We start from the raw sequence: 19,104 nt of genomic DNA on the forward strand, positions 1-19,104 counted from the left end.
TCCCATTTGCACCCGCACGCCGGACCAGCGAGGGTGCGTGCATGACGATTTCTCATGCGGTGGTTGGTGACGGGCCTGCGGTGTTGCTGGTGCATGCCGGCGTGGCGGATGCGCGGATGTGGGCTCGGCAGGTGGCGGAGCTGCAGCAGGACCACCGGGTGATCACGGTCGATCTGCGGGGGTACGGCGAGACCCCGTTGGAGGCCGGCGCCAAGTACTCGGACGCGGGTGATGTGCTTGAGCTGCTCGACGAGTTGGGCGTCGACTCGGTGCAGGCCGTGGGAGCGTCGTTCGGCGGATACGTCGTGCAGCAGATGGCCAGCCGGGCGCCGGAGCGGTTCAGCCGGCTGGTGCTGATCTGCGCGCCGACCGACAACGTCGAGCCGACCGAGGACCTGCGCGCGGTCTGGGCCGAGGAGAACAAGCTGATCGAGGCCGCCGATGTCGACGGCGCGACCGACCTGATGGTGCGGAGCTGGATCGGGCCGGACGCGGATGACGACGCGCGAGAACTGCTCCGGACGATGCAGAAGCGGGCCTACAAACTCCAGCTGGCCGCTGGCGACGACGTGGAGAACGAGGAGTACGCCGTCGAGCCGGAGAAGATCAGCGCGCCCGTGCGATTGATCACGGGCGCGCATGACTTCCAGTTCTTCGCGGACTGTGCGACGTACCTCGCCGAACGCCTGCCGGACGTCGAGCGGATCGATCTCCCGTGGGCCGGCCATCTGCCGACCCTCGAGCGTCCGGACGAGGCGTTGCGGCTGATCCTCTAGTCGGCCAGGGCGCCCATCGGATCCCAGGCCGGGAGCACGATCGGCTCGTCGTCGAGTCGCGCCTGCAACTCGGCCGGCAGGGCGGACCGCCGTACGGCGATCTCGAAGACGTGCTCGCCGAACCACGAGTCGTTCATGGTCCAGAAGCCGCTGTCCGCCTTCTCGTCACCCCAGCTGTTCTCCACCCGCCAGCGCCGCGGCTCGCCGTCGACCACGTCGACGCCGGTGAACAGCATCGCGTGGGTCATCAGCGTCTCGTGGTGCACCAGGCGCTCGGCCTTGTTCAGGCTGAACTCGGTGTCGTAGACCGAGCCGTAGTCGTAGAGCTTGGCGTCCCAGTAGCCGAGGTCGGCGTTCATCTGCTTGCCGACGTCGCACCCGAACCAGACCGGCTCGCCGCCGACGATCGCGTCCTGGGTGAGCTGCTTCATCAGCTCGATGTCGACGTTGAGGTACACCACGGGCGGGGCGTCGATGACGTTGCCGAGGTAGTCCACGGTGAAGGTCCGGCCGATCGGGCTGGTCTCGCGCGGGTCGTTCACCAGGCAGACGTACTCGTCGACCGGCAGTTGCACGTACGCCGCGGCGAACTCGGCCGGCGTGGTCCAGCCGTCACGGTGGAAGCCCTTGTCGCTGTCCTTCCACTGCCACAGGAACTTCTGCGGCGGCGTGCCGAGGTGGATGCTGAGCACCCGGTGCACCGTGGTCAGGATCTCCTGCTTGCGATCGCGCCGCGCCTCCGCGCCGTCCAGCGCCCGGAGGTCACGCGCACCCTGCCTCAGCACCTTGCGCAGGATGTCGTTCATCTGCGCGGTCGAGGACGAGCTCTCGGTCTCCGGCATCGCCGTCTTCGGCACCAGGCCGTGCTTGCGGACGACCGCGATGAACATGTTCCACTGGCCGCCGTCACCGATCGGGTCGGACAGCAGGTGTGCCACCGTCCGGTCGTCGGCGTCGCGGTCCGCGGTGTCGATGATCGCCTCGAGGAAGAAGTTGGCCCGCTCGAACTTGTCCCAGAACAGCACGTAGTTCTGGGAGAACTCGAAGTCCTTGACCCCGAGCTTCGCGGCCGCGCCGGCGCGCAGCAGGTTGAGCCCGGCGAACAGCCAGCAACGGCCGCTCTTCTTCTGGTGCGTCACCTTCCAGTCATCCAGCAGGTGTGACACCGAGTGGTCGATCGAGGTGACCACCTGACGGTCCAGGGCGATGGCGTTGACCGGCGTCTGCGTGACGGCGTTCTGCATCACCCGGTACTGCGGGTTCGACGCGAACTCCTTCTCGAAGAGCGCGAGCTGTTCGGCTGTGAGATTCCGCTCCATAGCAGTCGACGGTATAACAGCGACCAAGCCGGTACCGCTTCAGCCGGGGTGGCGAATCCACGCCCTGTCCGGAACCCGCCACCGGCGAGCCCTTGCGTTATGCTAAATGAAAACGACATTCAACAAAGGAGAGGTGTCCCATGCCTCGTCGCCCGGCCCCTACCGGCAAGCGCAAGCCGAAGCAGAATCCGCTCGATCGCGACGGCATCACCTACATCGACTACAAGGACACCGCGCTGCTGCGGAAGTTCATCTCCGACCGCGGCAAGATCCGGTCCCGGCGGGTGACCGGGTTGTCGGTGCAGCAGCAGAAGCAGATCGCGCGCGCGATCAAGAACGCGCGCGAGATGGCGCTCCTGCCCTACACCTCAGCGAACCGCTGACCGATCAGACCAGCCGGCGGTCGGTGGCCCACCGGGTGAGCTCGTGGCGGTTGGAGAGCTGGAGTTTGCGTAGCACCGAGGAGACGTGGGTCTCGACCGTCTTCACCGAGATGAAGAGCTCGCGGGCGACCTCCTTGTAGGCGTAGCCGCGGGCGATCAGGCGCAGGACCTCGCGCTCGCGCTGGGAGAGGCGGTCGAGGTCCTCGTCGACGGAGGCGATGTCAATCGCACCGGAGAAGGCGTCGAGGACGAAGCCGGCCAGCCGCGGCGAGAAGACCGCGTCACCGTCGGCCACGCGATTGATCGCGTCGACGAGCTCGGTGCCGCTGATGTTCTTCGTCACATAGCCGCGCGCGCCGGCCCGGATCACGCCGATCACGTCCTCGGCCGCGTCCGACACCGACAGCGCCAGGAACTTGATGTCCGGGTGCCGCTGGTGCACCTGCTTCATCACCTCGATGCCACCGCCGCCGGGCAGGTGCACGTCCAGCAGTACGACGTCGGGCTCGGTACCCACGATCGCCTTCACCGCGGTGTCGACGTCTGATCCCTCCCCGACGATGTCGACCGACGCGCCGATCTCGCTGCGCACCCCGGCCCGGAACATGTCGTGATCGTCGACGACGACAACGCGCCTGCTGCTCATCTGTCCATCTCCAGTCGCACTTCGGTCCCTGTCTCCGGATCGGACCGCACCGTTGCGCGGCCGCCGTGCCGTTCCATCCTGCCCATCACACTGTGCCGCAGTCCGAGCCGATCGTCGGGCACCTCGTCGACCTCGAAGCCCTTGCCCCGGTCCCGGACGAACATCTCCGCCCGGTCGCCGTCCACCTCGACGAACACGTCGATCTTCGCCGCACCGGAGTGCTTGGCCGCGTTCACCATCGACTCCCGCGCGGCCCGGACCATCGCCGACAGCCCTTCGGTCAGGTCGCAGTCCCCGACCGTGACCACTTCGACCGGTACGCCGTGTGAGTCCTCGACCTCGGCAGCGGCCCGCTTGGCGGCGCCGGCGAGTGTCTGGTCGGTGTTGTCGTCCTCGTCGTACAGCCAGGACCGCAGTTCACGCTCCTGCGAGCGCGCCAGCCGGGCCACGGCGCGCGGGTCGTCGGCCTGCTTCTGGATCAGCGCCAGCGTCTGCAGCACCGAGTCGTGCAGATGGGCGGCCATGTCGGCGCGCTCCTGCGACCGGACCCGCTCGGCACGCTCCGTGTTCAGGTCGCGGGTCAGCCGGTGCACCCAGGGCCCCGCGATGACACCGATCCCGACCACGGCCAGCAACAGCGCGACCAGGACGTCGCCGACCATCGAGAGCCGGCCGTTCTGCACCAGGAACACGGTGATCGCGGTGCCGATCAGGATCAGGCCGACGGCGATCCGGATCAGCGACTTCCAGCCGCCCTTGCCGAGCACGACGCCGAGGATCGGGACGCGGACGTCCCGGGCCCACTGGGCCTTCTGGCTCTCGTCGGCCTGCCGCCAGATCAGGGCCAGACCGGTGCCGGCGAACACCAGCGGCCAGAACAACTTCCCGGCGATCCCGAGCCCGGCGACCTGCAGCAGGAGCAGCAGCCCGATCCCGATCGCCACCAGGGCCGTCACCTGGCCGCGGCTCTTCTCCCGCTTCCGCGCCTTGGCCTCGGTCACCGGCGGCGGCTCGTCGGAGCGCATCCCGCTCCGGGTGTGCGCGGCCAGCCCCGGCGCGGCCGGCACGGTCGCCGGCGCGAGCGGCATCAGGAACCACAACGCCGCATAGATCAGTACGCCGAACCCACCGAACACCGTGGTCGCGATCAGCACCAGCCGGACGACGGTGTCGGACACACCCAGGTGATCCGCGACCCCGCCGGCCACACCGGCGATGACCCGTCCCTCGGTACGGCGATACGCCCGGCGGACCGGTGGCGCTTCGGACGGCTGCCGCGGTTGCCCAGGTTGACCTGGTTGCCCGGCCGGACCGGAGTACGCCGGCCCAGTCGGCCCGCCGTTCGCCTGCCCGGCGGATCCCTGTCCGGGCTGGCCGCCGAAAGCCTGACCACCGGCACCTTGTCCCGTCTGAGCGCCGGCTGCGGCCTGGCGGGCGGCGTACGCGGCGTATGGGCCCTGGTACTGCCCAGGTCCCTGCGGACCCCACCCCTTGTACTGCCATGGGCTCGCGTCGGGCGTGCCCTGCCCAGGCGGCGACGCGGGAGGGCCTCCGTTCGCGGAGGTCCCGCCCGAAGGCGCGGCTGCTGGCTGGCTCATCACAACGATCGTCACACGCCGCGAGGGCCGACACCAGCAGGCTTGTCCCCGGCTGTCTCCTCAGCAGCCGTCCGGCGCGGTCAGGGTCCCCTCGGGGAGAACCCCGAACCGAGGGTCTCGTGGCACCTGTCAGGCCCAGGACTCCGGGGTGCTCAGGGGGCATCCCCGATGTGATCAGGCCGCCGAACGCGCCACTATCGATGACATGGAGCAGAACCAGAATGAACCCGGTGGGTTCGACCGCAGCCGCCTGCAGAACGTGCAGAGCTGGCAGCGGAGCCGGTCGGACCGGTGGGTGGCCGGCGTCTGCGGCGGTATCGGCCGCGCGCTGAACATCGACCCGGTCCTGGTCCGCGTGGTGATGGCGGTTCTCATCATCAGCGGTCCCGGGGTCATCTTCTACATCGCCGCCTGGGTGCTGATGCCCGACGAGGGCAGTGAGCGCTCGGCGGCGCAGGGTCTGCTCGGCGACCGGGTCCGGCCCGACCACCCGTGGCTGTGGCCGATCGTGATCGGCGTCTGTGTGTTCGTCGCCATCGCGATGATGTCGTCGTTCAACGTCGGCCGGTTCGTCCCCGGCCCGCTGATCGTGCTCGCCGTGATCTGGCTGGCCGCGAAGCATCGCAAGGGCGAGCGCCGCCGCGGCCAGGGGAACGGTCCGGGCACCACCTGGACCGCTCCTGGGACGAACTGGACCGGCCAAGGCCCGAACTGGACCGGTCGCCCGCAGGACACCGCACCGTCGACCGGTGCCTCCCCGGCCGGTCAGCAGCCGGCCGCTTCGGCGTACACGACTCCCCAGAACGGCCCGTCAGCTCCCCCGGCGGGCCCGTCGTCCTCGGCCACACAGAGACCCCAGGACCGCACCGTCGAACCGGTCCAGGCTGTGTGGACCGAGGACGACCCCCTCGGCCTGTACGTCGACGAGCCGCCGACCGCACCGCCGACGCAGGCGAGGACCGCCGAGCCGCCGGCGAAGGGTGTCCGCGGGATCAAGTCGATCATCGTCGTACTGACCGGGATCGCGATCGGGATCGCCGCGCTCGCGGGTGCCCCGACGGCGACCATGCTGATCATCGGACTGGCCACGCTCGGCGCCGGCATGCTGCTCGGTGGGTTCGTCGGCCGCACGCTGGCTCTGCTGCCGCTGGGCATCCTGCTCGCGATCGGTGCCATGGTGAGCACCGTCTTCCCGAACGGCCCGCGTGACTTCGCCGACGTGAACTTCACCGCGACGAGCACGGACACGGTCACGGCGACCAGCAACAGTTACAACTTCGACGCCGGGCAGGTGACGCTCGACCTGACCAAGGCGACTTTCGCCCAAGGTGCCAGAGTGGACGTGAACGGCGGGGCCGGCGAGGTCATCGTCAAGGTCCCGCCGAACGTGGACGTCGAGGGCCAGATGTCGGCCGACCTGGGTGAGCTGGTCGGGCTGAACAACCAGAGCAAGGACGGGCATAATGTCCAACTGACGTTGGACGACCTGGGCGCGGATGCCAAGCCCGGCCCGTCGACGGTCACCCTCGACCTGCACCTGAAGCTCGGCAGCATCACAGTGGAGCGCGGATGAGACAGCCTCGACGCACGACGAAGGCGGATGTCCCGGGCGTCGTCACGGGGACCATCCTGACCGGCGCCGCGACCATCTGGATGCTGAACGACAGCGGCGTCCTGCAAACCGACGACCTCGGGGTCACCGGCGCCCTCCTGCTGGTCACCGCCGGCGTCATCGGCCTGGCCGCCTCGCACCGCGGCTGACTCCGGCGGACCGCGCGTAGTTGCCAGCGGCATCTTGTCGCCGGCAACCTCCGGACCGGCCGGGCCCGGGCCCTCGGCTAGGCTTGTGGACTGCCTGCCGGCGTCTGCCGGGGGGCGAGTACCCGAGGGGTCCGGGTGAAGCGGGCCCCGTGGTCAAGGAGTTTCGATGGTGCGCGGCACCGTGAAGTGGTTCAACGCCGACAAGGGCTACGGCTTCCTCGCCGTCGACGGCCAGGACGACGTGTTCGTCCACTGGAGCAAGATCGTCTCCGACGGTTACAAGACCCTGGAGGACGGCCAGCAGGTCGACTTCCAGATCGTCGACGGGCCGAAGGGCCGCGAGGCCGACACCGTCACCCCGATCTGAGGGGTTCTCCGCCGCAGCAATCGGTTGCCACCGGACCCGGGTTTCCGGACTGCACCGGGAGTCGGCAACCGGTAACCTGTCGTCTCACCGTGTGAGGGGTGGAGATGTGACAGAGCCGGTACCCGTGATCCGGAAGCTCGAGCAGGCGCTCGCCGACGACGACTTCGCCTGGTCGCTGCTGCTCGTCGGCGAGGACCAGACCGACAAGCTCGCCACGCTGACCGGCGACCTGCGCGGCCCGTTCTCGAAGACGGGCGACGGCAAGCAGATCACCTCGGGTTTCTCGTACTGGGGCATCGGGCCGACGATCGCCTGGGCGAACGCCACCAACGACCCGTTCTACCTGGTCATGAAGGTCGGCGCGGAGTCATTCCTGCGGCACTGGCGCAAGGTCCTGCCACACGTCGAGAACGGCGGCTTCCACCTGGTCAGCCTCGGCGTCGGCACCGGCGTGAAGGACCGCACAATCCTCGGTGACATGCGCCGGCACCACCGGGAGATGTACTACATCCCGGTCGACATGAGCTCGGAGATGCTGCGGATGGGCACGCTGGAGCCGGTCCGCGGCGCCCGGTTCCCGATGTCGCAGGTGCTGCCGGTGCAGCTGGACTTCTCCATCGCCGACAACATGGACGAGCTCGCCCAACTGCTGGCCCGGCTGATCGGCGACGATCCGATCCTGTTCACCTTGACCGGCAACACGCTGGCCAACTTCGAGAGCGACGAGGAGCTGCTCAGCACCCTCACCCGGGTGCTGCGCCCGCAGGACCGGCTGCTGCTGGAGGTGGCCACCACCAGCAGCCTGGACGCCGACGCCGCGAAGGCCGCCGCCGACGAGTACCACCAGACCCGGGCGTTCGCGGAGTTCGTCACGAGCGCGCTGCGCTACAACACCGACCTGACCATCGACAACGACCGGATCGACTTCCGCGGCGAGGTCGAGAACGACGACGCCCTGCGCGTGAAGATCGTCTGGCAGAACAACACCGGTGCGCCGATCGTGATGGGCCTGCCGGACCACACCGAGGTGGTGCTCGAGCCGGAGGACACGATCCTGCTCTACACCACCCGCAAGTTCTCCACCGAGCGGCTGAAGAAGCTCACCGCGGCCTGCGAGCTGACCCCGATCGAGCACGCCCACTCCGCCTTCCGCCACACCCGCCGCCCGAGCCCGTTCGGCCTCGACCTGCTCCTGCTCGCCCCCGGCACCGCCGAGGTCACCACCGCCACCACCCTCGCCGACGACATCTGGTCGACATGACCTCAGCCGGCGCGCCAGACCCCGGCCTGCCGAGAGAGCGGCGGCGGGTGCTGGCCCGGTTGCGGCGGCTGCGGCTGGTGTTGCCGCCGGTGGACTCGCGGTGGGTGGCGAACCGGCGGATGATCGTCACCGCGCTCAGCTACGGCCTGCTCGCGCTGGCGTTCGTGCTGGGCGTGGTCTGGTTCATCTCGCCGGGCAACTCGCGGTGGGAGCCGGCGGTCAACTCGCTCACCCTGGTCGCCGGGCTGACCGGCATCTTCGTCGAGCGGCTGACGGCCGATGCGGAACGCCGTACCGAGGTGCTGCGCGCAGTCGCGGACGAGCTGCGGGAGAACACCCGGCTGCTCAGCGACGAGCGGTTCTCGCCGAACACACCGACCACGCGGCAGGTGTACCCACGGTTGGTCGTGTCCGCGGTCGACCTTGCGCTGGTCTCGGGGGCGCTCGGGCTGCATCGCGACGCCGAGCTGGTCGGGCTGCTGCACCGGTGGCGTGACACTGTGCATCTGTTCAACCGGCGGCTCGATCTGACCGAGATCAGCACGTTCTCGAACACGATCTCGGCGGCCGAGCTGGCCGCGTTCCACCGGGCCCTGCACCGCGAGAACAGCTACTTCGCGGCCACCCGGGAGATGCTCGAGAACCTGCTCACCCGGCTTCCCACGACGTAACGGCCGAGGCCGTAACCCGGGCTCGTTTTGCCACTACCGGCAAATCCGGCTGAGCGGTTGACTTCGTCGCGCCGGGAGGGATTCACTTTCGGACAGGACCGTAAATACGGCACCCGGAGGCACTCGCATGCGACCAGTCCGCTCCCTCGTCGCGGTGGCACTCGCCGCCGTTCTCCTCACCACTCCGACTACTCCTGCCCAGGCTGGGCACAATCCACCGGTGGGCACGCTCGTCTCACTCGGTACGCCGCTGTCCGACGTACTCCTGATCGGTGGCACCGTCGCGCCCGGACCGAACGGCAGGACCGCGATCTGGAACGTTTCCACCGGCAGCCCGGCGTACCTGAACGCCATCGACCCGGCCACCGGCGCCAGCCTGCTGTCCGCCGCCCTGCCCGGCGCCGACGGCAGCTACGCGGTCGGCGCGACCCCGGACGGCACGATCTACGCCGGCACCTACAACAACGGCCACCTCTACCGCCTGCGACCCGGTGGCACGGTCGAGGACCTCGGCCGGCCGATCGCTAGTGAGACGTTCATCTGGCGCATCACGACCGATGACCAGGGCAACGTGTACGGCGGCACGTTCCCGAACGGCAAGGTGTTCCGGTACGACGACAAGACCGGCGCCGTCCGCGACTACGGCACGGTGAAACCCGGCCAGACGTACGTCAAGAGCATCGACTACGCGGACGGCAAGATCTACACGGGTTCACTGCCGGATGCGCACATCATGGAGCTCGATGTGGACTCCGGCGCGATCACCGAGCTGCCCTCGCCACCCGGGCTCGGCGACCCGGCCGACAAGGTCGTCTACGACCTGAACGCCCGCGGCGGCCGTGTCTACGCCCGGATCAGCACCGCGTTCCCCGGCCCGCTGTACGTCTGGGACATCGCGAGCCGGACCTGGGTCGACGAGATCCCGAACGCGCACGGCCTGGACATCTCGCCGATCGGCGCGGACGGCTCGCTGTACCTGATCCAGAACAGCGAACTGACGAAGTACGACCCGGCCACCAAGACGCTCACCGGCACCGGCCTGACCTTCACCGGCCGGATCCAGAACGCTCGCTCGATCGGGTACGCCGACCTCGGCCTGCCCGACTACCCGGGCACGAGCGTGGTCGGCACGCTCTGGCGCGGCGAGGAGTTCCGCTACAACCCGCAGACCGGCAAGTCGGAGATCTTCCAGACCCAGGTACGCCGGGAGCCGATCGAGATCCTGTCCGTGGCCGGAGGCAAGGACAAGATCTATGCCGGCGGCTTCCTCAACGGCGGCGTGTCCGTGGTCGACCCGTCCACCGGCGCGGCCACCTTCAACCGGTTCTCGCAGGTCGAGGCGCTGATGGAGGGCTCCGACGGCAAGCTGTGGATCGGCGCCTACCCCGAGGCCCGGCTCTACGCCTACGACCAGACCCAGCCCTGGAGCAGTCCGGAGTACTCCCCCGGACCGCCCGGTACGTCGGACAATCCCACCCAGCTGCTCAACCTCAAGCCGGACCTCCTGCAGACCCGGGCCCGTGCCCTGGCCGAGGTGAACGGAAAGATCGCGGTCGGCACCGTCCCCGACGGCGACCGGCTCGGCGGCGCACTGGTCATCTACGACCCGAATACCAACACGGCGCAGAAGTACCGCAACGTGGTGCAGGACGAGTGCGTCTTCGGCCTGACCGCCCGCCAGGGCATCGTCTACGGCGGTACGTCGATCGTCGGCGGACTCTCCACCACGCCGCCGACCCGGCACGCGGGCACCGTGTTCGCCTGGGACGTGGCCAAGTCCAAGAAGCTGTGGGAAACCGTCCCCGTGCCCGGCGCGGTCACGGTATCCTCCGTGACGTTCGGCCCGGACGGGCTGCTCTGGGGCGTGGCCGGCAAGACCGTCTTCGCCGTCGATCCACACTCCGGCAAGGTGCTCAAATCCTTCGTGCTCGGGACCACCAACTCCAGCGGCGACATCGTCGCGACCACGGACGCGGTGTACGTGAGCATCGACCTGAACAAGATCTACCGGATCGCGCCGGGGAAGAAGCAGACCCCGACGCTGTTCCTCGAGCACGCGCACCGGCGGCTCGGGGTCCGGGGCGATGACCAACTGCTGCTCACCAACGGCTCCGAGCTGTTCCGAGTTGATATCAGCCGTTGACAGCCGAAATTCGACCCGGCTACTTTCGGTCCTGACCGTTATTAGGTCTCCAACCTTTCCGGCCCTGACTTCCGGACACCCTGGGGGTGCCATGAAAACTGCGCTGCAACTCTCCGTCCGCCGCATCGCGGCTCCATTGACCGCGCTCGTGCTGGCCGCCGCCCTCTCCTCGTGCGGCGGCGGCTCGGGCGACTCGTCGGACGCCAAGAAGAGCGTCACGCTCTGGATGTACCCGGTGATCGGCGACCAGGCCGCGAGCGACGCGTACTGGAAGAAGGTCGAGACCGACTTCGAGGCCGCCAACTCCGGCATCGACCTGAAGGTCGAGGCGCAGCCGTGGGCGAACCGGGAGGAGAAGGTCGCGGCGGCGTTCTCCGGCAAGAAGGGCCCGGACGTCCTGCTGATGATCCCCGACCAGATCCCGCAGTACGTCGCGAGCGGCTCGCTGGAGCCGGTCGACGACGTGGTCGAGCCCGACAAGGACAAGTTCCTGCCGGCTGCGATCCCCGGTCTGACCGTCGAGGGCAAGGTCTACGGCGCGCCGATCTACCACACCGTCACCACGACGATGTACAACAAGACGATCCTGACCAAGGCCGGGATCAGCAAGCCGCCGGAGACCTGGGACGAGATCAAGGCGGCGGCGCCGAAGATCAAGGCGGCCGGGTTCTCCACGCTGGACTACTCCGCCTCGCCGGAGGCGTCGCTGAACCTGAACTTCTACCCGTTGCTCTGGCAGGCCGGCGGCAAGGTGTTCGCCGACGACGGCAAGTCCGTCGCCTTCAACCAGGCCCCGGGCCTGGACGCGCTCACGTTCCTGAAGTCCCTGTGGGACGAGGGCGCCGTACCGAAGAGCGCGCTCAGCAACGGGAACGTGATCGCCGACCAGCCGCTGGGCAAGGGCCAGGTGGCGATGGCGTTCACCAGTACGCCGGCCGACGCCGGCACGGTCGCGAAGACGTGGGGTGCCGGGAACGTCGAGATCGGTACGCCGCTGACCGGCAAGAAGCAGGTCGGTTTCGGTCTGCCCGGTGGGCTCGTTCTCAACGCCGCCTCGGAGAACAAGGACGCCGCGAAGAAGTTCCTGTCGTTCATGATCCAGGCGCCGCAACTGGAGGCGCTCAGCAAGGCGTCCGGCTTCTACACCCCGCGGACCGACGTGAAGGCGGCGGTGACCGACCCGACCGCGGCGAAGTTCGCCGACGCGCTGCAGTACGCCTTCCCCGGTGAGCCGAACCCGGCCGCCCGGCAGGTCAACTCGCTGCTGAGCGTCGAGATCCAGGCCGTCCTGACCGGCAAGAAGCAGCCCCAGCAGGCGCTCGACGACGCCGCCAAGCAGGCCAACGACCTCCTCTCGAGACAACGTTGACCGAGGCACTCCGGCAGCCCGCGTCCGCCGTACGGCGGCGCGGGCCTCGCCGCAGACCATGGATCGGGCTGCTGTTCGTCGCTCCGATGCTGGTGTTGTTCCTGCTCTTCCGGTTCCTGCCCGTGCTCGGCGCGGTGCTGCTGTCGCTGACCGACTACCGGCTGAGCGGCAAGTGGACTTTCATTGCCGTTGACAACTACACCCGGCTGCTGTCGGACAGCCTGTTCCACCAGGCCCTGATCACCACCCTGATCTACACGGTGATCTTCGTTCCGCTGACCGTGCTGCTCTCGCTCGGCACCGCCGTACTGCTGCATCAGGTGGTCTGGAAGCGCGGCTTCTTCCGGGGCGTCTTCTTCCTGCCGTACGTGACCAGCATCGTGCTGGCCGCGGTGATCTGGAAGTGGATCTACGACGCCCAGGACGGCCTGCTGAACGGCGTACTCGGGCTGGTGAGCATCGGCCCGGTCGACTTCCTCGGCCAGTCCGGCTCGGTGCTGCCGTCGATCGCGGTCACCTCGGCCTGGAAGGGCTTCGGCTACTCGATGCTGATCCTGCTCGCAGGGCTGCAGGCGGTGCCGAAGTCGTACCTGGAGGCCGCGATGATCGACGGCGCCGGCACCTGGCAGCGGTTCCGGTACGTCACGCTGCCGCAGCTGAGACCGGTGCTGTTCTTCGTGCTGGTGATCGAGACCATCGGCGCGTTCCAGGTCTTCGACGCGATGTACGTGATGACCGGCGGCGGCCCGGTCCGCTCCAGCTACTCGCTCGTCTACCTGCTCTACGACAGCGGCTTCAAGTACTTCGACTTCGGGTATGCCAGCGCGATCGGTCTGGTGCTGTTCCTGATCGTGCTGATCGTCTCGCTCGTGCAGCGCCGGCTCGTCGGGAGGGACGACTGATGGTGAACGTGCTCGAACGACCGCCGGTGCGCGAGCTGACCGAGGCCCCGACCGCCGCGCGGCGTCAGGTCGCCCGCCTGACCCTGCCGACCTTGCTGGCGCTGACCGCGATCGTCACGATCGTGCCGTTCGCGGCGATGGTCCTGGTCGCGTTCGCGCCCCCGAGCGGCCAGACCTTCCCGGACGCGCTCAACCCGGCCCGCTGGACCTTCGAGAACTTCTCCAGGGTCTTGTCCAGCTCGGACATCCCACGCTGGACGGTCAACTCGCTACTGTACTCGCTGGTCTCCGTCGTCTGCGTGCTGCTGTTCGCCTCGATGGCCGGCTACGCGTTCGCCAAGAAGAAGTTCCCCGGCCGGGAGATCCTGTTCTGGGCCTTCCTGGCCACGCTGATGGTCCCGTTCCAGGCGACGCTGATCCCGTCGTACATCCTGGTCTCGCGGCTCGACTGGGTGGACAGCTACTGGGGCCTGATCGTGCCCACGCTGGCGAACTCGCAGGCCGTGTTCCTGATGCGGCAGTTCATCAGCCAGTTGCCGGACGAGCTGTTCGAGGCGGCCGAGATCGACGGCGCCGCGGAGTGGCGGATCTTCACGATGATCGTGCTGCCACTCATCCGCCCGGTGCTCGCGACCCTCGGGATCTTCGTGTTCCTGTGGCACTGGAACGACTTCCTCTGGCCGCTCGTGATCGGCCAGTCCGGCAAGATGCAGACCCTCACCGTCGGCCTGGCCACGCTGCAGACGCAGGCAGTCCCGATCAACCAGATCATGGCCGGCGCCACCATCACCGTCGTACCGAGCCTGCTGGTGTTCGGCCTCCTCCAGCGCTACCTGACCGACAGCATCGCCATGAGCGGCCTGAAAGCCTGAGCCCTCCCCCGCACCCCACAGCGCGCTGTGGGGTGCGTCGATCGCGACGTGGTCGGAGTCTCAGTCGAAGAAGTAGGGATACGGGACCGGGTCCGGGTGGCTCGCGCTATCGAGGCGTTCCATCTGCTCAGTGGTCAGCGAGAACTCCGCGGCACCAAGGAGATCGTCGAGGTACGCCGGCGTACGCGGACCGATGATCGGTGCGGTGACGCCCGGGCGCTGCATCAGCCAGCGGACGGCAACCTGCGGGAGGGTACGGCCGGTCTCCGCTGCGACCGCGGTCAGTTCGTCGATCACGTGCCAGGTGTGCTCGTTGCCGTACCGGTCCCAGGAGTGCGTCCCGGGAGTCGAGACCTTGCTGTCCGCGGGCGGTGCGGTCATGCCGCGCCGGAACGCGCCCGACAACCACCCCGAGCGCAGGGGGGACCAGGTGATGACGCCGAGGCCCTCGTTCCGGCAGACCGGGAGCAGCTCCCACTCAGGAGAGCGATCGAGCAACGTGTAGAGCGGCTGGAGGCTGGAGAGCGGCTCCCAGCCGTGCTGGGTGCACAGGTCGACCGCCTTCTGCAGTTGCCAGCCACTGAAGTTGCTGGCCCCGATGTAGCGCACCTTGCCGGCCCGCACGAGACCGTCGAGCGTCGACAGGGTCTCGGTGAGCGGAGTGCTGTCGTCCCAACGATGAAGCTGGTACAGGTCGATGTAGTCAGTGCCCAGTCGCCGCAGGCTCGCGTCAACGGCATCGAGAATGTGCTTCCGGGAAAGGCCCTGATCGGTCGGCTGCGGTCCGACAGGTGCCCAGACCTTCGTCGCGATGACGTAGTCCGAACGCCGCTGCGTCTTCAGCCACCGCCCAAGAACCTCCTCCGACGCGCCGTCGCCGTACACGTTGGCGGTGTCGATGAACGTGCCGCCCGCATCGGTGAACGCCTGCAGGATCTTCCGGCTGTCGCTCTCGTCCGTCCGGGCGCCGAACATCATCGCGCCCAGACACAGTTCGCTGACCTTGAGCCCGGTGGCTCCGAGATTTGTGTAGTCCATTCCCCGACGCTAGGTGCTGGAGTGCACTCCAGCTCAAGTCTCTTTTCCGTCCGCGCGCGGCTCGGCCGCGGACCTGCGCTCGAGCATGATGCGCATCTCGTCGCCGTGGACGGTGAGGGCCCAGATGACCAGGACGTCGACGGCGATCGTGATGGTCGACCAGATCGGGTACGCCGCGAGGAAGGCGATGTTCACCAGGATGCTCAGCACCGCGACCACCACCCCGACGATCCGACCCCACCGGCGGCCGTTGAGCAGCGCGATCCCGGACCCGAGCACGAACAACGCGACGACCAGATGGATCCAGCCCCAGACCGTGTAGTCGAGGTGGATCGCGAGACTTCGTGTCCGCACCAGGAAGTACGTGTTGTCGAACAGCGCGATGAACCCCTGAAACGCGTGGATCATCCCCAGCACGATCATCATCACGCCGGCGAACAGGATCCACCCGACCCAACGACTCGGCCACTCGGGAACCTCGACCTCCCCCGGCCGCCGGTGCGTTCCGAGGCTGTCCTCCTGCTCCGACATCGCGACCCCCTCCAGGTGGAAACCCTCTCAGGCTACGACGATCCGGCGGGTAACGACCGCCCCGCCGCCCGCAAGCCGGCAGCCGTCCCGCGGGGTCTGGGGGCTACTACAACAGCTCGCCGAAGGATTCGATTGCTTTGAGGGCGGCTGATTGGGGCATGCCGGGTGGTTGGATGCGGAGGACGATGCCGTCGGCGCCCAACTCCTCGTAGTGCGCCAGCCGCTCGGCACACTCGGCGGGCGAGCCGATCACGCTGCGGGCGGTGATGTCGTCCCAGCCCTGGGTGTAGCGGCTCGCGTCCGCCGACGTACGTTTCCAGCCGGTGTAGGCGTCGTACAGGTCGCGCAGCGGCTCTTCGAGCGCCTGCCGCGCGTCCTGCGACGTCGGCGCGCAGAAGCCCTCCCGGCAGAGGATCACCTCGGCGCCGAGCGTGCCTTCGCCGCGCGGGTAGGAGTGGTACTCGGCGATCTTGGCCGGGAGGTCGGAGTCGAGTTCGTTGAACGACGTCGTCCAGCCGTCGCACATCCGCGCGGTGCGCTCGAGCATCGCGGACACCCGGCCGCCGTTCCACAGCTTCGGGCGCGGGCTCTGGACCGGTCGCGGGGACAGGAACGCTTCCCGGATGCTGGTGAACTTGCCGTCGTACGTGACCTCGTCCTCGGTCCACAACCGGGTCAGGATCGTCAGGCACTCCTCGAACCGCGCGACCCGCTCGGCCTGCGTCACGCCGTACAGGGCGAACTCCTCCGGCCGGTAACCGAGCACGAAGCCCGCGGTCAACCGACCTCCCGACAGTACGTCGATGTGGGCAAGCGTCTCGGCCAGTACGACTGGGTCGTAGAGCGGCGCGACGATGCCGGCGGTGGCGATGCCGATCCGCTCGGTCCGGGCGGCGAGCCAGGTCAGTGCGGTGAGGATCTCGTGGTACCCGGGCCGGTGCAGGTGCCGCTCGCCGAGCACGATCCACTCGAAGCCGGCCTGCTCGGCCAGCCGCGCCTGCTCGACCGCGTCCTCGAGCGACGGCCGCTCGTCGGGGGTGCCGTAGAGGTTCAGATAGAGACCCAGCCGCATCGGGGGTGCCGCCTTCCGTTGACAGAGAGCGCTCGCGGTATTTACGGTCTTGACCGTAAATGCTTTCGGATCAGATTGCGACCCTAGGAGCCGGAATTGAGTGTTGCATCGCATCCGGTCGGGTTGCCGACCGGCTCAGAATCAGCCGTAGGGTCAGCGGCCAGGCGGATCAGCGCGATCGAGACCCGGGTGGTCAGCGCGCGGTACCGCCGGCCGTTCCAGATCAGCAGCGGGATCAGCACCGAACTGGTCAGCCTGGTCGTCGCGATCCACACCGCCGACGGCGCGATCGGGATCGGCGAGACCTCACCGATGACGGCGTACACCGGCGAGACGCTGGCCGGGGTCACCGCCGCCATCGAGGAGCATCTCGCGCCCGCCCTGATCGGTCGTGATCCGCTCGACCGGGCCGGTGCGCACGTGGTGATGGACACCGTCCTGCGTGGCCAGCAGGTGGCCAAGGCCGGCCTCGACATCGCGCTCTACGACCTGGCCGGGCAGCTCAGCGGGTGGCCGGTGCACGCGCTGCTCGGCGGCAGCATCAGAGAACGCGTGCAGACGACCTGGGTGGTCGGGCTCGGCACGCTCGACGACATGGCCGCCGAGGCAGCGGAGTACGCGGCCAGAGGCTTCCGGCATCTGAAGGTCAAGGGCGGCCATGAGCCGGCCAAGGACCTCGAACTGATCCGCGCGGTCCGTGCGGTCATCCCCGCCGACGCAGAGCTCTGTTTGGACGCCAACGAGGGGTACGACGCGACCACTGCGCTGCCGTATCTCGCCAAGATGACCGACGCCGGCCTGACACTGCTGGAGCAACCGCTGCCGCGCTGGGACCTTGCCGGGCTCGTGCGGCTGCGTGAGCGTCTCGACGTACGCGTCATGGTCGACGAGAGCATGCACTCGCTGCATGACGCTCTGGAGATCGCGCGGCGGGGTGCGGCCGACGTACTGAACATCAAGATCCTCAAGGTCGGCGGACTGCATCGGGCCCTGCAGATCGCGAACGTGGCCGAGGCGGCCGGGCTCGCGGTGAAGGTAGGCTCCATGCCGGAGCTGGGCGTGGCCACACTGGCCGCGGTCCACCTGGCCGCCGCCGTACCGGGCGCCACCGTCGCGGCCGATCTGGTCGGGCCGTTGATGGTCGACGAGGACCCGCTGGCTCCGAGCGTGTTCGCCGACTGCGACGGCTGGATCGACGTACCGAAGCGCCCAGGCCTCGGCCACGACGTCTGAGAGGTCCACATGCACCCACTCGTCGAGCAACTCCGCGGCACACTGCTCCCCGCGGTCGTCACGCCGGTGGACTCCGACGGCGTCGTCGCGTACGACGCTCTGACCGCGTACGCCGGCGCGCTCACGGCAGAGTCCATCGGTGGGGTCGCGGTGTGGGCCCATACCGGGCGTGGGCTCTACCTGTCTCCGGGTGACCGGTCGAAGGTGCTGGAGACGTGGCGGGAGGCTACTGACGTCCCGATTGTCGCGGGAGTCGGCGTACCGCGGTCTTCTTCGGCGCAAAGCCTGCAGGAGGCGGCAGACGCGACTGTGGCGATGGCGCTGCAGGCCGCTGCGGGTGGGGCCGACGCGGTGATGGTCTATCCGCTGGCTGCACTGGGTTTGTTGCCGGATGGGCATGCACAGGCCGTGGCACTGCACGAGCGGGTGGCGGCGGAGAGTGGGCTGCCACTCGTCGGCTTCTACCTTCATGGCGATGCTGGTGGGTATCCGTACCCGCCGGCGCTGATCCGCGATCTGTTGAGCCTGGACTCCATGCTCGGGGTGAAGACGGCGACGCTGGATCGCGCTATCGGGTGTCAGGACGCCATTTGGGCGGGACGCGGGACGGGCAAACTTCTGATCACCGGTGAGGACCGGATGTACGGCCCTTCGTTCATGTGGGGCGCGGATACGGCGCTCGTCGGGATCGCCGCGGCCCAGGTCTCGTTGTCGGCCACTGTGCTGTCGACCTGGACCTCAGGAGACCACAGTGGCTTCCTGACGGCGTCCGACCGGCTGGACCGGTTCGCGGCCGCGACCTTCTACGCACCCATCGAGGGCTACGTCCAGCGCATGCTCTGGGCCGCCGTGTGGGAGGGGCTGATCCCGGAGGAGGCGTCGTACGACCCCTACGGACCTCCGCTGCCGGCCGGCGAGCGCGACGTGGTGACTCGCTGCCTCGAGGACCTCAGCAACTAGGCAGTGGGGTGGCGCGCTCCCTCCATCGCTCCACCACACCGACGCCGTCGCGACCGCCTCCGGGTGGCGGCAATTGTGGTCTTGACCGAAACTAGGAGAGACCGGCTTGAACGTCAAGTGCCCGGGGTCGGCTGCGCTATTCTGCGAGTTGAGGGCCAGACCAGAAGTCGAAGGAGTGCCGTGCAGATCAGCTCAGCCTCGG

The 19,104-nt window shown here is 68.4% G+C and carries 19 protein-coding genes; 13 read left to right on the plus strand and 6 right to left on the minus strand.

The annotated features are described in order from the left end of the window. The first annotated feature begins 41 nt into the window (after positions 1-41). Positions 42-776, plus strand: a complete 735-nt coding sequence (locus OG876_RS06915; RefSeq protein WP_328523940.1) for an alpha/beta fold hydrolase — start codon at positions 42-44, stop codon at positions 774-776. Here the strand turns inward: OG876_RS06915 and OG876_RS06920 are convergent. Continuing rightward, on the minus strand, positions 773-2,095 hold the full coding sequence (locus tag OG876_RS06920; RefSeq protein ID WP_328523941.1) for an aminopeptidase C: 1,323 nt from the start codon (positions 2,093-2,095) through the stop codon (positions 773-775). The genes OG876_RS06915 and OG876_RS06920 overlap by 4 nt on opposite strands. A gap of 140 nt (positions 2,096-2,235) precedes the next feature. Here OG876_RS06920 and rpsR point away from each other — a divergent pair, with 140 nt between their 5' ends. Then, a complete protein-coding gene (gene rpsR, locus OG876_RS06925) occupies positions 2,236-2,478 on the plus strand; it encodes a 30S ribosomal protein S18 (RefSeq protein WP_328523942.1) in 243 nt (80 codons plus the stop codon). A 4-nt stretch (positions 2,479-2,482) separates the two neighbouring features. Here the strand turns inward: rpsR and OG876_RS06930 are convergent, their stop codons facing one another. Next, entirely contained in the window at positions 2,483-3,124 is a 642-nt protein-coding gene (locus OG876_RS06930; protein WP_328523943.1) for a response regulator transcription factor, read from the minus strand. Continuing rightward, the gene (locus tag OG876_RS06935) at positions 3,121-4,722 is read right to left on the minus strand and encodes a PspC domain-containing protein (protein WP_328523944.1); all 1,602 of its coding nucleotides are present in this window, start codon (positions 4,720-4,722) and stop codon (positions 3,121-3,123) included. The genes OG876_RS06930 and OG876_RS06935 overlap by 4 nt, the downstream gene beginning before the upstream one ends. Positions 4,723-4,927: 205 nt before the next feature. Between OG876_RS06935 and OG876_RS06940 the strand changes: the two genes are divergently transcribed. The 9 genes from OG876_RS06940 to OG876_RS06980 all read left to right on the plus strand — a co-directional run bounded on the left by OG876_RS06940 (position 4,928) and on the right by OG876_RS06980 (position 14,068). Then, positions 4,928-6,295: a PspC domain-containing protein gene (locus OG876_RS06940; protein WP_328523945.1), complete on the plus strand. Its 1,368-nt coding sequence runs from the start codon at positions 4,928-4,930 to the stop codon at positions 6,293-6,295. After that, positions 6,292-6,483, plus strand: coding sequence for a hypothetical protein (locus OG876_RS06945; RefSeq protein WP_328523946.1), 192 nt, complete (start codon positions 6,292-6,294; stop codon positions 6,481-6,483). The genes OG876_RS06940 and OG876_RS06945 overlap by 4 nt, the downstream gene beginning before the upstream one ends. Positions 6,484-6,649: 166 nt before the next feature. Further along, complete coding sequence (locus OG876_RS06950) at positions 6,650-6,850, plus strand: cold-shock protein (protein ID WP_328523947.1); 201 nt, start codon at positions 6,650-6,652, stop codon at positions 6,848-6,850. A 106-nt stretch (positions 6,851-6,956) separates the two neighbouring features. Then, positions 6,957-8,111, plus strand: a complete 1,155-nt coding sequence (locus tag OG876_RS06955) for an L-histidine N(alpha)-methyltransferase (protein ID WP_328523948.1) — start codon at positions 6,957-6,959, stop codon at positions 8,109-8,111. Then, positions 8,108-8,782, plus strand: coding sequence for a hypothetical protein (locus OG876_RS06960; protein ID WP_328523949.1), 675 nt, complete (start codon positions 8,108-8,110; stop codon positions 8,780-8,782). The genes OG876_RS06955 and OG876_RS06960 overlap by 4 nt, the downstream gene beginning before the upstream one ends. A 220-nt stretch (positions 8,783-9,002) precedes the next feature. Continuing rightward, positions 9,003-10,925 carry a hypothetical protein gene (locus OG876_RS06965; protein WP_328523950.1) on the plus strand — a complete coding sequence of 641 codons (1,923 nt, stop codon included), beginning with the start codon at positions 9,003-9,005 and terminating at the stop codon, positions 10,923-10,925. A 91-nt stretch (positions 10,926-11,016) separates the two neighbouring features. Beyond that, positions 11,017-12,294, plus strand: coding sequence for an ABC transporter substrate-binding protein (locus OG876_RS06970; RefSeq protein ID WP_328523951.1), 1,278 nt, complete (start codon positions 11,017-11,019; stop codon positions 12,292-12,294). After that, positions 12,291-13,196 (plus strand): carbohydrate ABC transporter permease, encoded by a 906-nt coding sequence (locus OG876_RS06975; RefSeq protein WP_328523952.1) that lies wholly within the window; start codon positions 12,291-12,293, stop codon positions 13,194-13,196. The genes OG876_RS06970 and OG876_RS06975 overlap by 4 nt, the downstream gene beginning before the upstream one ends. Next, the gene (locus tag OG876_RS06980) at positions 13,196-14,068 is read left to right on the plus strand and encodes a carbohydrate ABC transporter permease (RefSeq protein ID WP_328523953.1); all 873 of its coding nucleotides are present in this window, start codon (positions 13,196-13,198) and stop codon (positions 14,066-14,068) included. The genes OG876_RS06975 and OG876_RS06980 overlap by 1 nt, the downstream gene beginning before the upstream one ends. Before the next feature lie 60 nt (positions 14,069-14,128). Here OG876_RS06980 and OG876_RS06985 read toward each other — a convergent pair whose 3' ends face one another. From OG876_RS06985 to OG876_RS06995, 3 genes are all read right to left on the minus strand, one after another. After that, a complete protein-coding gene (locus OG876_RS06985; RefSeq protein ID WP_328523954.1) occupies positions 14,129-15,106 on the minus strand; it encodes an aldo/keto reductase in 978 nt (325 codons plus the stop codon). 33 nt (positions 15,107-15,139) lie between these two features. Next, on the minus strand, positions 15,140-15,637 hold the full coding sequence (locus OG876_RS06990) for a DUF7144 family membrane protein (RefSeq protein WP_328523955.1): 498 nt from the start codon (positions 15,635-15,637) through the stop codon (positions 15,140-15,142). 106 nt (positions 15,638-15,743) lie between these two features. After that, the gene (locus OG876_RS06995) at positions 15,744-16,709 is read right to left on the minus strand and encodes an LLM class flavin-dependent oxidoreductase (RefSeq protein WP_328523956.1); all 966 of its coding nucleotides are present in this window, start codon (positions 16,707-16,709) and stop codon (positions 15,744-15,746) included. 96 nt (positions 16,710-16,805) lie between these two features. On the opposite strand from OG876_RS06995, the gene OG876_RS07000 reads away from it, so the two are divergent. Next, the gene (locus OG876_RS07000; protein ID WP_328523957.1) at positions 16,806-17,942 is read left to right on the plus strand and encodes a mandelate racemase/muconate lactonizing enzyme family protein; all 1,137 of its coding nucleotides are present in this window, start codon (positions 16,806-16,808) and stop codon (positions 17,940-17,942) included. A 9-nt stretch (positions 17,943-17,951) separates the two neighbouring features. Beyond that, entirely contained in the window at positions 17,952-18,902 is a 951-nt protein-coding gene (locus OG876_RS07005) for a dihydrodipicolinate synthase family protein (protein WP_328523958.1), read from the plus strand. Positions 18,903-19,104: the final 202 nt, after the last annotated feature.

It is taken from the genome of Kribbella sp. NBC_00359 (assembly GCF_036097425.1).
Classification (GTDB): domain Bacteria; phylum Actinomycetota; class Actinomycetes; order Propionibacteriales; family Kribbellaceae; genus Kribbella.